The 14447-nt window shown below is 29.4% G+C and carries 13 protein-coding genes and 1 riboswitch; of the genes, 4 read left to right on the forward strand and 9 right to left on the reverse strand.

Going from position 1 to position 14447, the window contains the following annotated elements; genetic code table 11:
- Positions 1-56: 56 nt before the first annotated feature.
- Positions 57-1988, forward strand: a complete 1932-nt coding sequence (gene thrS / locus ACQPUW_RS15255) for a threonine--tRNA ligase (RefSeq protein WP_430838348.1) — start codon at positions 57-59, stop codon at positions 1986-1988.
- Positions 1989-2121: 133 nt separating this feature from the next.
- Here thrS and ACQPUW_RS15260 read toward each other — a convergent pair whose 3' ends face one another.
- From ACQPUW_RS15260 to ACQPUW_RS15300, 9 genes are all read right to left on the reverse strand, one after another.
- A complete protein-coding gene (locus ACQPUW_RS15260) occupies positions 2122-3162 on the reverse strand; it encodes an aldose epimerase family protein (protein ID WP_430838349.1) in 1041 nt (346 codons plus the stop codon).
- Between the two features lie 267 nt (positions 3163-3429).
- A complete protein-coding gene (locus ACQPUW_RS15265; RefSeq protein WP_430838350.1) occupies positions 3430-4029 on the reverse strand; it encodes a 5-formyltetrahydrofolate cyclo-ligase in 600 nt (199 codons plus the stop codon).
- Between the two features lie 78 nt (positions 4030-4107).
- Positions 4108-4276: riboswitch (SAM riboswitch) on the reverse strand.
- Between the two features lie 78 nt (positions 4277-4354).
- Entirely contained in the window at positions 4355-5119 is a 765-nt protein-coding gene (locus ACQPUW_RS15270) for an ABC transporter ATP-binding protein (RefSeq protein WP_430838351.1), read from the reverse strand.
- Positions 5120-6175, reverse strand: coding sequence for a FecCD family ABC transporter permease (locus tag ACQPUW_RS15275; protein ID WP_430838352.1), 1056 nt, complete (start codon positions 6173-6175; stop codon positions 5120-5122). It abuts the gene before it with no gap.
- The gene (locus tag ACQPUW_RS15280; protein ID WP_430838436.1) at positions 6168-7139 is read right to left on the reverse strand and encodes an ABC transporter substrate-binding protein; all 972 of its coding nucleotides are present in this window, start codon (positions 7137-7139) and stop codon (positions 6168-6170) included. Before ACQPUW_RS15280 ends, ACQPUW_RS15275 begins: the two co-directional genes overlap by 8 nt.
- 240 nt (positions 7140-7379) lie before the next feature.
- Complete coding sequence (locus tag ACQPUW_RS15285) at positions 7380-7535, reverse strand: hypothetical protein (protein WP_204596593.1); 156 nt, start codon at positions 7533-7535, stop codon at positions 7380-7382.
- A gap of 69 nt (positions 7536-7604) precedes the next feature.
- Positions 7605-9431, reverse strand: a complete 1827-nt coding sequence (gene glmS, locus ACQPUW_RS15290) for a glutamine--fructose-6-phosphate transaminase (isomerizing) (protein WP_430838353.1) — start codon at positions 9429-9431, stop codon at positions 7605-7607.
- 34 nt (positions 9432-9465) lie between these two features.
- Positions 9466-9594, reverse strand: a complete 129-nt coding sequence (locus tag ACQPUW_RS15295) for a hypothetical protein (protein ID WP_430838354.1) — start codon at positions 9592-9594, stop codon at positions 9466-9468.
- Between the two features lie 283 nt (positions 9595-9877).
- Entirely contained in the window at positions 9878-10129 is a 252-nt protein-coding gene (locus tag ACQPUW_RS15300) for a GIY-YIG nuclease family protein (protein WP_430838355.1), read from the reverse strand.
- Between the two features lie 226 nt (positions 10130-10355).
- Here ACQPUW_RS15300 and ACQPUW_RS15305 point away from each other — a divergent pair, with 226 nt between their 5' ends.
- Genes ACQPUW_RS15305 through ACQPUW_RS15315 form a run of 3 tightly spaced genes read left to right on the forward strand, consistent with a single transcriptional unit; the run spans position 10356 to position 14435 of the window.
- Positions 10356-10820: a MarR family winged helix-turn-helix transcriptional regulator gene (locus ACQPUW_RS15305; RefSeq protein ID WP_430838356.1), complete on the forward strand. Its 465-nt coding sequence runs from the start codon at positions 10356-10358 to the stop codon at positions 10818-10820.
- Positions 10821-10834: 14 nt separating this feature from the next.
- Positions 10835-12574 carry an ABC transporter ATP-binding protein gene (locus ACQPUW_RS15310; protein ID WP_430838357.1) on the forward strand — a complete coding sequence of 580 codons (1740 nt, stop codon included), beginning with the start codon at positions 10835-10837 and terminating at the stop codon, positions 12572-12574.
- Complete coding sequence (locus tag ACQPUW_RS15315; RefSeq protein WP_430838358.1) at positions 12561-14435, forward strand: ABC transporter ATP-binding protein; 1875 nt, start codon at positions 12561-12563, stop codon at positions 14433-14435. Before ACQPUW_RS15310 ends, ACQPUW_RS15315 begins: the two co-directional genes overlap by 14 nt.
- The last annotated feature ends 12 nt before the right edge of the window (positions 14436-14447 follow it).

Here is a 14447-nt window from a genome sequence, read left to right on the forward strand (position 1 = left end):
TTATTTTAGTAAATAATTTTTAGTTTTAATATAAAGAAAGAAAGGAGTTTTTTAAGATGATTAAAGTTACTTTAAAAGATGGATCAGTTAAAGAATTTGAAAAAGGTGTATCAGTTTTAGATATAGCAAAAGGTGTTAGCGAAGGATTAGCTAGAAATGCTTTTTGTGGATTAGTAAATGGAGAGGTTGTTGATTTACGTCACACAATAAACGAAGATTGCGAGGTTGGTATCTGTACTTTTGATTCAAAAGAAGGAAAAGATGCTTTAAGACACAGTGCTTCACACGTATTAGCTTATGCTGTTAAAAGATTATTCCCAGAAGTTAAGATTGCTATAGGACCTGCAATTGAAGATGGATTCTACTATGATTTTGATAAAGAAGGTGCATTTAGTACACAAGATTTAGAAAAAATCGAAGCTGAAATGAAAAAAATAGTTAAGGAAAATCCTCAAATTGAAAGATTTGAATTACCAAGAAATGAAGCTTTAGAGCTTATGAAAGATGAGCCTTACAAAGTTGAACTTATAAATGATTTAGGAGAAGATGAAGTTATTTCATTCTACAAAATGGGTGATTTTGTTGACCTATGCGCTGGACCTCACGTAATGTCACTTAAGCCAATGAAGGGTATCAAACTTTTAAGAACTGCCGGTGCTTACTGGAGAGGCGATGAAAAGAACAAGATGCTTGCTAGAATATACGGTACTGCATTCTTAAAGAATAAAGATTTAGAAGAACATTTAGAAGCTTTAGAAGAAGCTAAAAAGAGAGACCATAACAAATTAGGTAGAGAATTAAAATTATTCACTACTGATGAAAATGTAGGTCAAGGTCTTCCTTTAATAATGCCAAAAGGATCTAGAATAATCCAAACTCTTCAAAGATGGATTGAAGATGAAGAAGAAAGAAGAGGTTATGTTTTAACAAAAACTCCTTTAATGGCAAAGAGCGACCTTTACAAAATTTCAGGTCACTGGGATCACTATAAAGATGGAATGTTCGTTTTAGGTGATGAAGAAAAGGATGACGAAGTATTTGCCTTAAGACCTATGACTTGCCCATTCCAATATGCAATATACAACTCAGAACAACATAGCTACAGAGATCTTCCTGTAAGATTTGCTGAAACTTCTACTCTATTTAGAAATGAATCATCAGGAGAAATGCACGGACTTATAAGAGTTAGACAATTTACTCTAGCTGATGGTCACATAGTATGTACTCCAGAACAATTAGAGGAAGAATTTAAAGGTGTTGTTGATTTAATAAAATATGTAATGGCTACTTTAGGAATTGATGGAGATATCTCATACAGATTCTCAAAATGGGATCCAAACAATACTAAGAAGTACATTAATAATCCAGAAGCTTGGGAAAAGACTCAAGAAATAATGAAAACTATATTAGATCATTTAGAAATAGATTATGTAGAAGCTGATGATGAAGCTGCATTCTACGGACCAAAACTTGATATTCAATTTAAGAATGTTCATGGAAAAGAAGATACTATTATAACTGTTCAAATAGACTTTGCTCTAGCTGAAAGATTTAATATGACTTATATTGATAAAGATGGAGAAAAGAAACGTCCATACATTATCCATAGATCATCAATCGGATGTTATGAAAGAACACTTGCTATGCTTATTGAAAAGTATGCAGGAGCATTCCCAACTTGGCTTGCACCAGTTCAAGCAAAGGTTCTTCCATTATCAGATAAGTACAATGACTACACTGAAAAAATCGTTAGAGATTTAAGAAATAGTGGTGTAAGAGTTGAAGCTGATTACAGAACTGAAAAACTTGGATACAAGATAAGAGAAGCAAGACTTGAAAGAGTTCCTTACATCTTAGTTGTTGGTGAAAAAGAAATGAATGATAATGCTGTTTCAGTTAGAAGCAGAAAGAATGATGATGAAGGTTCAATGAACTTTGAAGAATTCAAAGCTAGATTACTTTCAGAAATAGCTAACAGAGAATTATAATATATTTATAAAGAGAAGCTTAAATTTTTAAGCTTCTCTTCTTTTATCTCATATTATTTATAATTAATTTTAATATCCATTGACCTAATTATTTAATTGTTTAACTATTTATCTATTTTATTCATTGCATTAATTATCTCTCTACTTTAAATGTATACTTTGTTGATTTAGAATAAATTTTTCCTGCACTTAGATAAGATTTTTCTTTAAAAGCTTCATTATACCCAATTGGTGGTGCTTGTGTTTCAAAGCATATACCAAGTCTTCTTTTTGGAGTCATACCACCATAAATAGTACAATCATTTATAAAGTTCATAGAATAAACAACAACGCTTTCTTGATCAGTTTGAATCTCTAATATCCTTCCACTTTCTTCATCTTTAAGCACGACTCTTCTATCTTCTTTATTTAGCATAAATGGATGGTCATAACCAAATCCAAGCTTTACTTGTGGATCATCACTATCTATTCTCTCTCCTATTTTATGAGGTTTCCTAAAATCAAATGGAGTATCTAAAACTTCATACTCTTCTCCTGTAACTCCTCCATTTTCATCTATATTTAATATCTTATCTGAATTAATATATAATTCTTCATTAAGTATATCTCTCTTATAATCTCCACTTAAATTAAAATAACTATGATTAGTCATGTTAACTAAAGTATCCTTATCTGAAATGGCCTTAATCTTAAATAAGAATTCATTATAATCATTTAATTCATATATAACTTTTACAGTAAGATTCCCTGGATAATTTTCTTCAAGATCATAAGATTCTGTTGAAAGTTCAAGTCTTGTAGTTTCATCGTCACTTATATCTTTAACGTCCCAGAATTTTTTATCAAATCCAACTTGTCCACCATGACCAGAGTTAACTCCATAATTTTTTGAAAGCTCATATACTTTATCATTTATAGTTATTTGGCCTTTATCAATTCTTCCTGCTGTTCTACCTATAATAGCTCCATAATAAGATGGATTAGTATAATAATCTTCTATATTCTCATAAGCTAGCACTATATTTTCAAGTTTTCCTTCTTTATTAGGTGTCATAATCTTTGTAATTATTCCACCTAAATTTAATATAGATACACTTACTCCATTACTATTTGTTAAAGTATATTCTATAACATCTTTTTCATTGTAAAATCCTCTTTTAACCTCTTTTATCATTTAATTCCCATCCCTCTCTATACACGTTTTATTAAAACCTTTACATAGATAATACAATTTATTTCTTATATTAAATTATATTATGTTCTACTATTTTACATTACATAAATATTAACATCAATACTATAATACTTATAAATTCATTTAACTTATATATTTAAATGAATTTATAAGTTATAGTTAAAAGTATTCTATATAAATTTATTACGAAGATAAATAGCCTCTCTCTTAATTATCCTCTCATGAAATTGCCCACTTTTTCTTTCTTTATTTATCACTTTTATTTTTTATATTTATTATCTGCTTTTCTGTTATTATTAAGTCTACCTTTATATCATGATCTTCAACTTCTAAATTTTCTAAAACTTGAAAGTCATATGCTAAGGCTATTTTTTTGCATTCAATTTGATTATATTCTAAGAACTTATCATAATAACCTCCTCCATATCCTAATCTGTTTCCTGCTTTATCAAAAGCAACCCCAGGCATAATTATAAGGTCTAACTTATTCACATCAAAATCACTTTTATCCCCAATTGGTTCTAATATTCCATAGCTACTTGTGACTAAATTTTCTAATGAATCTATTTTTATAAGAATCATATCCTTTTTAATTACCTTTGGTACATATACCTCTTTACCACTATTTAATGCTTCTTTAATTATTATTTTTGTGTTTATCTCTGACCCAAAACCAATATATATAAATATTCCTCTTGCACTTTTATAAGTTTCATTCATCATAAGTTTTTCTATTATATTATTATCCACAGCTTCCTTAACTGTTATATCTAATTCATCTCTTTTTTTAATAATATTTTTTCTAGTCTCTTTTTTAATAATTTTTTTATGCAATAACTTCTTCATTCCTTTCATTCCAAATCCTTATATAATAAAAAGCACTAGGGAATAAATCTCTAGTGCTTAAATTCACTATAATATACTCTCTTATCTATCAGTTTACCAAACTGCAGGATTTAGCACCACACTATTTATTTGCTTACGATATAGAGAATAAATATATAAAACATATTCTTTACAATTATCCTAAATCTAATCTTCATAGGTCGCTGGGCTTCATAGGGCCGATCCCCTCCACCGTTATAAATAAGATATAAATATTAAATTATCTTCCTATAATAAACTCAAGTTTTCTATTCTATAAAAGCCATCTTAATCTTAAACTTTTATTTTATAGCAAATAACTTACATTCAATTTATTATTATGAGGATTTACATATATATATGTATCTACTTCAAAAACCTCTTTAAACATTTTCTTAGTAAAGACCTCTTCTACAGTACCCTCTTTAACTATTTTACCACCTTTGACTACATATATATAATCACAAAAAGTAGCTGCTATATTCATATCATGAATAGTAGTGAAAATAGTAATATTTGAATCCTTTAACATATTCATTATTTGAATTTGATTTTTTATATCCAAGTGATTAGTTGGTTCATCTAATACTATAAAATCTGTATTTTGACAAAGAGCTAGTGCAATCATAACTCTTTGCTTCTCTCCTCCAGATAGGCTAAAAAAACTACTATCTTTATATTTTATTAATTCTACCTTTTCTAAAGATTCATCTATAATCTTTTCATCTTCACAGTTTATATCTGAAGAAAATTTACTTGTAGAAGAAAGCCTCCCCATAGATACAATTTCTTTTACAGTAAAATCAAATTCTAAATGATTTTCTTGCATAACAATAGCTATTAATTTAGAGAATTCCTTATTCTTAAGTCCATTTATATTTTTACCATCTATAAGTATACTTCCACTCTCAGACTCTAATGTTCTATAAATATTTTTTAATAATGTAGTTTTTCCACAACCATTTGGCCCTATTAGACCAACAAATTGTCCCTTTTTTACATTTAAATTTATATTAGACAGAAAGGGTAACTTTTTAATATTATAATTTAAATTTTTTATTTCTAGTTTCAATTATTTATTACCCCCAAAATCATAATTATTTAATCTTATTAAATATAAGAAAAATGGTGCTCCTAAAAGAGCTGTTACAATTCCAATAGGTATCTCTTCTGGAGATAATGCAGTTCTAGCAATAGTATCTGTAATAACCATCAGTATTGCTCCAATAACCATACTAAAAGGAATTAATCTCTTATGTTTAGAGCCTATACACTGCCTTGCTATATGTGGAACTATAAGTCCAACAAATCCAATAACCCCTGTAAATGCAACAATAATTCCAGTCAATAACGTTGATATAAATAATATATATCTAATTAAAATTTTTGTATTAACTCCTAGATTTCTTGCCATAACCTCTCCAAGAAGCAATGCATCTAAATCCTTATAAAAGATAGTAGTTACTAAGAAAGATAGTATAAGTGCTGCTGCTGAAAATTTCACTTGATTATAGTTTGCTCCTGCTAAGCTTCCCATGGACCAAAATACTGCATTTTTTACTAAGCTATCATTTTTAGCATATACTATCACTAAATTTGTAATAGCTGCAAATATAAACGAAACTGCAACACCAGTTAATATAAGTCTATTTTTTAAATATTTTTTTGTTACTCCTGATATTTTAAACACCATAATTGCTGAAAGCATTGCTCCTAAAAATGCTCCAGCTGTTATTCCAAAGCTTCCTAAGAAGGAAAACGCACCTAATACTATTGATATTGTTGCGCCGGTGCTTGCCCCAGAAGATATTCCGAGAATATATGGATCTGATAAAGAATTCCTTGTTAAGGTTTGCATTAAAGCTCCAATAAAAGATAATGCACTTCCAGCTATTATAGCTAGAAATATTCTTGGAAGTCTTAGTTTGAAAATGATAGACTCTATATTATTCTCCCAAGTCTTTGGATAAATCTCATCGTTAAATAGTTTATTTATAAATGCCTTAAAAATTATATCTACGTCTATTTTTACTGAACCAAAGGTTATACAAATCAAGCTTACTATTATTAACACCAATATTAGTACTATTAAGCATGTCTTAAAATTTTTTCTAATCATATCATTCATTGAATTTATCAGGATAGAAACCTTCAGCTAATTTTTTAACTGTTCCTGGAATTCTTTCTCCAGGATATAATTCAGCTAAATCTACTTTTATAAATCTATTATTTTTTACAGCATTTACATCCTTTAATGCAGGGTTTGATTTTAGTTCCTTCACCTTCTCTTCAAATGTTTTTCCTCCATTATCAGTAGAATATTCTAAAACCATTATTACATCTGGATTTCTCTTAACTATCTCTTCAATTGATACTTGAGGATAAGTTTTATCCATATCTCCAAATATATTTTCACCTTGAGCTAACTTAATAATATCATTACTTAATCCTGATCCTACAACAACAGCTTTATCAGTTCCTGAATCATATCCCAATACTTTTACTTTTTTATCAATATTACTTATCTTGCTAGTAGTTTCTTTTAGCTCTGATTTAATTTTATTTATTACTTCATCTGCCTTATCTTGTGTTTTGAAAATCACCCCAAGATTCCTAAAATCTTCGTATACTGAATCAATATTTGCATTAGAATCTGTAGATCTTGGTATGTAAGCTTTTATATTATTCTCTTTTAACCACTCAATACTTCCTACACCTTTATCAGTAAAGTCTCCACCCCATCCAATTATAAAATCAACATTGTTTGATAATATTTGTTCTTTTGATGGATACGTTTTACTCATTACTGGCACTTCATCATAGGCTTTCTTTAAAGGTGGCCATATATTATTTTCAGCATATGCTGTTCCTGCCATATCCTTTTGCAAATCAAGAGATAGCATCATCTCAATCATAGCATTTGTTATGGCTAATGCTTTTGTTGGTTTTGTATCATATGTCATTGAAAATTTATTTACGCTATCATCATGTCTATTAGTCTGAACAAAATCTAATGTGAGGGATTTAGAACTTTCATCCTTCTTACCGGTGTCCTTTGAACATCCTACTAAAAATATTAATGCACAACACATTAATGAAACATATACTAGGGATTTTTTTATATTATTCATAAATTTCTCCTTTAGGTTTAATTATATTTCCATATTCTAGCGCTGAATATCTAAAATTTTGTAATTTAATTAAATGATACCATGAATTTAGTCAAATTTCCCATATATATAAATTAACTTTTTATTAACTCATTCTATAGAATATTAATAAAAAAAGCTTATACACTCTCATATAAGAATGTATAAGCTTAATACTTTTTATTATTTAACTATATTCTCTAAGTCCTCAACAATCATGTTAATTACTTCTATCTTTGATTTTGCTGATTCATTATCAGGCATCCACTCTAATCCTGAGTTTAGGCTATTCCCAGTTTCCTTATACTCTCTGATTAATTTCAATAACTCTTCTCTCATAAAAAATCTCTCCTAACTCGTACAGGTAATATTTTACTTTATAGTCTATTATACCTCTAAATAGGAATTTTATTCAACTGTTACTGATTTTGCTAGATTTCTTGGCTTATCTATATCAAATCCTTTAAGACTTGCAACATAGTAAGCTAGTAATTGTAATTCAACAGCTGCAATAATTGGTGCAAACATATCTATAGTTTCAGGTATGAATAATACATTATCTAAAACACCTTGAGCTTTCTCGCTTTGTCTAAATGTTATTCCAAAATTAATTGCTCCTCTTGATTTTATTTCAACAACATTACTAATCATTTTATCTATTAAATTCTTTTGAGTAAGAACTGAAACAACCTTTGTACCTTTTTCTATTAAGGCAATTGGTCCATGTTTTAATTCTCCTCCAGCATAAGCTTCTGAATGGATATATGATATTTCTTTTAATTTTAATGATCCTTCTAAAGCAAGTGCAAAATCCATTCCTCTTCCTAAGAAGAATATATCATCTTCATCTTTAATTTCTTCTGCAACTTTCTTTACATTTTCTGTATCTTTTAATACTTCTTCTATCTTTTCAGGAATTAATAATAATTCCTTCTTTAAATTACTTAATTCTTCTTCACTTACAGTTTTTAAAAGTTCTCCAAAGTACATTGCAATTGTATGCATTATTACTACTTGAGTAGTATATGCCTTTGTTGATGCTACTGAAATTTCTGGTCCTGCCATAGTGTATATAACATGATCAGCTTCTCTTGAAATTGTACTTCCAACAACATTAGTAACAGCTAAAGTTTTAGCTCCAGCTTTATTGCAATCTCTTAATACTGCTAAAGTATCTGCTGTTTCACCTGATTGGCTTAATACAACAACTAATGATCTATCAGTAACTAATGGATCTCTATATCTAAATTCTGATGCAATATCAACTTCTACTGGTATTCTTGCAAGTTTTTCTATTGAGTATTTACCCATTAATCCTGCATGATATGCAGTTCCACAAGCTACCATATAAATTCTATCAATGTTTTCTAGTTCTTCTTTTGAGATGTTAAAATCATCAAAACAAACACTGTGCTCCATTGATATTCTAGAAGTCATAGTATCTCTAATTGCTTTTGGTTGTTCGTGAATTTCTTTTAACATGAATGAATCAAATCCGCCTTTTTCTGCTGCATCTGCATTCCATGTTACTTTAAATACTTCTTTATCTATCTTATTGCCGTTTTCATCAAGAAGTTTTACTCCTTCTTCTGTGATAACAACAAACTCATTATCTTCTAAAAGATATACATCTCTAGTGTAATTTAAAACTGCTGGTATATCTGAGGCAATAAAGTTTTCATCCCCTTCTAATCCTACGATTAATGGACTATCCTTTCTTACAGCTACAAGCTTATCAGGTTCTGCATTACAAACTGCTCCTATTGCAAAGCTTCCTTGTAGATCCTTTGATGCTCTAACTACTGCCTTAAATAAGTCTCCTTCGTAGTAGTATTCTATAAGGTTTGGTATAACCTCAGTATCTGTTTCTGAAACAAAGTTACATCCCTTGCTCTTTAAAAATTCTCTAAGTTCAATATAGTTTTCTATAATACCATTGTGAACAACAGCTACATCTCCTTTTGAACTTAAATGAGGATGTGAATTAACATCTGATGGCTCTCCGTGAGTTGCCCATCTAGTGTGTCCAATTCCGATACTTCCTTTCATAGGATTTTCCTTTAGGCTTTCTTCTAAATTAGCAAGACGTCCTTTTTGCTTTCTAACATCAATCTTGCCATCCTCTATAACAGCTACTCCAGCTGAGTCATATCCTCTATACTCAAGCTTTGATAATCCCTCTACTAAAAAATTAGTTGCTTGGCCTTTACCAACATATCCTACTATTCCGCACATAAAAATCTTCCTTCCTTTGTATCTAATATTATATTTAATTGTCATCTTCTTTATAGTCTTCTCCTAGCGTAAATAAAAATGGGTATAATAATCCTAGGACTACAAAAACCATAAAATTGAAGGTTTTAACACCAGATTGGATTTGTGCTATAGATTGCTCCATAGTTTTGCCAATCGTTAACGGTAGTGCGATACCGTGGGGCACCCGCCGAAAAGTTTCGATAACTCCCAACCTCGTCAACTTAAGTTGCTATTAAAATTTATATAATAAGCTTACCTAAGTTCTGGCGCTTTTTATCTATTTAAAAGTTTATTCCTATAACATTCACTTCCTTTTTACAAAATTTTATACCTTACCAAATCATTTTATCATATTTTTTTAGTTTGTCTATATGATTAACATATTTTATTATTCTCACATTTGCTACAAATTTCAATAATTTTATTTAAATTTTTTTGAAATTTTTTATCATTTTTAGTTTCTCTTCTCTACTCATTTTTTTGACCTCATATTCTCTTTTCATCGCTTTAATCTTTTCTTCAAATTCTTCAAAATATACAAGTTCTAGCGGCCCTCTCCCCTTTGTATATTTTGCTCCTTTTCCTTCTTGGTGCGCTCTAAATCTACGTTCTAGATTATTCGTCCATCCAGTATAAAGAGATTTATCTTTACATCTTATTATATAAACATAATTCATTTTATCACCTTATTTTTATTTATTTTTGTATATTAAATTATTAAATCACAAAGTATATATTTTATCGATAACGTTTTACTAAATCATTGTAATATTTTCTTAATTCTTTTACCATAATTTTTTAGAACTTATAGCTTGTTTTTTTTATAAAATGGTATTAAAATAAAAAACAGTTAGTCATCTAACTATTAGCCGACTAACTATTTCTAATGAAAGGAGTTCTATTATGAATTCAGAAGATAATTTTTCTTTTCATAAATTATTAGGTCAAGTAGTAAGATTACATTTTTGTTTGACTCATAAAACTTTAGAAAAAGAAGGTCTATATCCTGGGCAGCCCCCTCTTTTATATGCTTTATATGACGAAGATGGATTAAGCCAAAAGGAAATAGCTGAAAAATTACATTTAAAGCCTGCAACAATTACTGTAATGATTAAAAGATTAGAAAAAGCAGGATTTATAAAAAAAGTTGCGGATGAAAATGACCAAAGAATCTCTAGAATTCATTTAACTGAGAAAGGTATTTCATCTTGTGTTGACCTAAAAAGTATGGTTAAGCAGATTGATGATGTTTGCTTGCATAATTTTACTGATGATGATATAGATTCTTTAAAAATCTTATTAGAAAAAATAAAAACAAATTTAAAAGACCATAAAGAAAATACAGACAATAAAGAAAATATTACTTAAGGAGTGATAAAGAAATGTTAAAGCTGTTTAAGCATTTAAAGCCATATAGTAAGCAATTAATCTTTGTATTAATTTTACTATTCATTCAAACTATGACGCAGTTATACCTACCTACTCTATTATCTGAAATAGTAGATACAGGAATAATTAACGGTGATGTTAATTATATACTTAAAATTGGTGGGATTATGATTGGTGTAGCATTAATAGGTAGTATTTGTACTATTTTTGCTAGTTTCATTTCTTCTAAAGTTTCAATGGGCCTTGGTAGAGACTTAAGAAGAAAAATATTTACTAAAGCAGAAACTTTTTCTTTAAATGAAATTGATAAAGTTGGTACTGCATCACTTATTACTAGAACAACAAATGACGTTAACCAAGTACAACAAGTTGTTATTATGATATTAAGAATGATGGTTACTGCACCTCTTATGTGTATAGGTGGTATCATAATGGCAGTTTCTGTTAATAAAGATTTATCCTTAATACTTTTAGTTTCAATGCCAATTGTAATTATAGCAATCTTACTTATTGGTAAAACTGGTATGCCAATGTTTAAGGCAATGCAAGTAAAACTTGATAAAATAAATAGAGTTTTAAGAGAAAATCTTACTGGTATAAGAGTTATTAGAGCATTTAATAAGCAAAGCTTTGAAAAGAAAAGATTTGATGAAGCTAATGATGACTTTACTGATAACGCAATAAAAGTAAATAAAATAATTGCTTTATTAATGCCTATATTAATGCTTATATTAAACCTAACTTCTGTTGCAATACTTTGGTTTGGTGCAAATAGAATAGATGCCGGTACTATGGAAGTTGGTAACCTTATGGCATTCTTACAATATGTAATGCAAATAATGTTCTCACTTATAATGGTAAGTATGCTATTTATAATGATTCCTAGAGCTTCAGCTTCAGCTAGTAGAATAAATGAGGTGCTAGCTATAGAACCTGATATAGTAAATCCTAAAAATCCTATAAATGAAAGTGCTAAGAAAGGATTTGTTGAATTTAAAAATGTATCATACTTCTATCCTGGTGCAGAAAGTGCTGCATTAAATAATATTTCTTTTGAAACTAACCCTGGAGAAACTACTGCTATTATAGGTGGTACAGGCTCTGGTAAATCTACAATATTAAATCTTTTAACAAGATTCTATGATGCTTCAAAAGGAGAAATCCTAGTTGATGGAATTAATATAAAAGATATGTCTCAAGAAACTCTTAGAAGTAAAATTGGATTTGTTCCTCAAAAGGCTGTACTTTTCTCAGGAACAATTGCAGAAAACTTAAGATATGGTAAAGAAGATGCTACTATGGATGAATTAGTTCATGCCGCAAAGATAGCTCAATCATATAATTTTATTGAAGAAAAAGAAAATGGTTTTGACTCTATCGTTGAACAAGGTGGTAAAAACTTCTCAGGTGGTCAAAAGCAACGTCTTGCTATAGCTCGTGCTTTAGTTAGAAAACCTGAAGTTTACTTATTTGATGATAGCTTCTCAGCTCTTGACTTTAAAACTGATGCAAAACTTAGAGCTGCTCTTAAGAGTGAAACTAAAGAATCAGCTGTTATTATAGTCGCTCAAAGAGTAAGCACAATAATGGATGCTGATAGAATCTTAGTTTTAGAAGATGGTAACATCGTTGGAATGGGCACTCATAAAGAGTTACTAAAAAACTGTGCAATTTATCAAGAAATTGCCTCATCACAACTTTCAGAGGAGGAACTTTCAAATGAGCATAGATAAGAATAAACAAAAATCAGCTGCTCCTATGGGTGGAAATAAAGGTGCCCATGGCGTAGTCATGGGTGGTGAAAAGGCTAAAGACTTCAAAGGAACAGCAAAAAGACTTTTAAAATATTTAAATCCACATAAAACTAAACTTATCTCTGTAATTTTTATGGCTATAATAAGTACAGCATTTACTGTATTTAGCCCTAAATTACTTGGAGAAACTATTAACGTAATACTTGATGGTATGATGGCTAAATTTAAAGGAATACCTGGTGCTTCAATTGATTTCTCAAAATTAACTCATTACATTTTATTACTTTTATTCTTCTATATATTAAGTGCAGTCTTTATGTATCTTCAACAATATATAATGGCAGGAGTTGCTCAAAACACTGTTCGTGATATGAGAAAAGATGTTAATGAGAAGTTAAATAGACTTCCTATCAAGTACTTTGACGCTAACTCAAAAGGTGATATATTAAGTAGAGTTACAAATGACGTAGATAATATAAGTAGTACACTTCAACAAAGTTTAACTCAACTTATTACTGCTGTAATATCAATGATTGGTATTACTATAATGATGTTAACAATAAGCCCACTTTTAACTTTAATATGTGTGTTAACTCTTCCAATTTGTATTATTGCAACTAGACCTATAATAGGTAAATCACAAAAATTCTTTGCTACTCAACAAAAAGAGCTTGGTCAATTAAATGGTCATGTTGAAGAAGTTTATACAGGTCATACTGTTATAAAAGCTTTTGGTCATGAAAAGAAGGCTATTAAAGAATTTGATGATATAAATGATAAACTTTATGATTCAGCTTGGAAAGCACAATTCATGTCAGGTTTAATAATGCCTTTAATGAATTTTATAAATAATGTAGGTTATGTTATTATTGCTGTAGTTGGTGGTATATTAGTTACTAAGGATAAGCTAAGTGTCGGATATATCCAATCATTTATTCAATACTCAAGACAATTTACTCAAATGATTAATCAAACTGCTAATATAGCAAATATACTTCAATCAACAATGGCTTCTGCTGAAAGAGTATTTGAAATTTTAGATGAAGAAGAAGAAGTTAAAGACCCAGAACATCCAAAAACTTTAAAAGCCCCTAAAGGAAATGTTAATTTCAAAAATGTTAAATTTGGTTATACTCCAAATGAACTATTAATGAAGGATATGAATGTAACTGCAAAACAAGGTCAAACTATTGCAATAGTTGGTCCTACTGGTGCAGGTAAAACAACATTAATTAATCTTATGATGAGATTCTATGAGTTAAACGGTGGAGAAATTACATTCGATGGTGTAGATATAACAGACTTCAGCCGCGGATATTTAAGAAGCATGTTTGGTATGGTTCTTCAAGATACTTGGTTATTTAATGGTAGCATAAAAGATAATATAGCATACGGAAAAGAAGGTGCTACTTTTGAAGAAGTTGTAACTGCAGCAAAAGCAGCTCATGCTGATCACTTTATAAGAACATTACCTGATGGATATGATACTGTATTAAATGAAGAAGCTTCAAATATATCACAAGGACAAAAGCAACTATTAACAATTGCTAGAGCAATACTTGCTAATCCTAGGGTATTAATACTAGATGAAGCAACAAGCTCAGTAGATACAAGAACTGAAACTTATATCCAAAATGCTATGACAAGACTTATGGAAGGTAGAACAAACTTCGTAATTGCTCATAGACTATCAACAATAAAAGATGCAGATTTAATTTTAGTAATGAATCATGGTGACGTTATAGAACAAGGAAATCATGAAGAATTAATTGAAAAGAATGGCTTCTACGCAGATCTTTATAATAGCCAATTTGCTCATGAAGAAGAAGCTACTGCTTAAGATCTTTTAATT

The sequence above is a fragment of the Clostridium sardiniense genome (assembly GCF_050584765.1).
Lineage (GTDB): Bacteria > Bacillota > Clostridia > Clostridiales > Clostridiaceae > Clostridium > Clostridium sardiniense_A.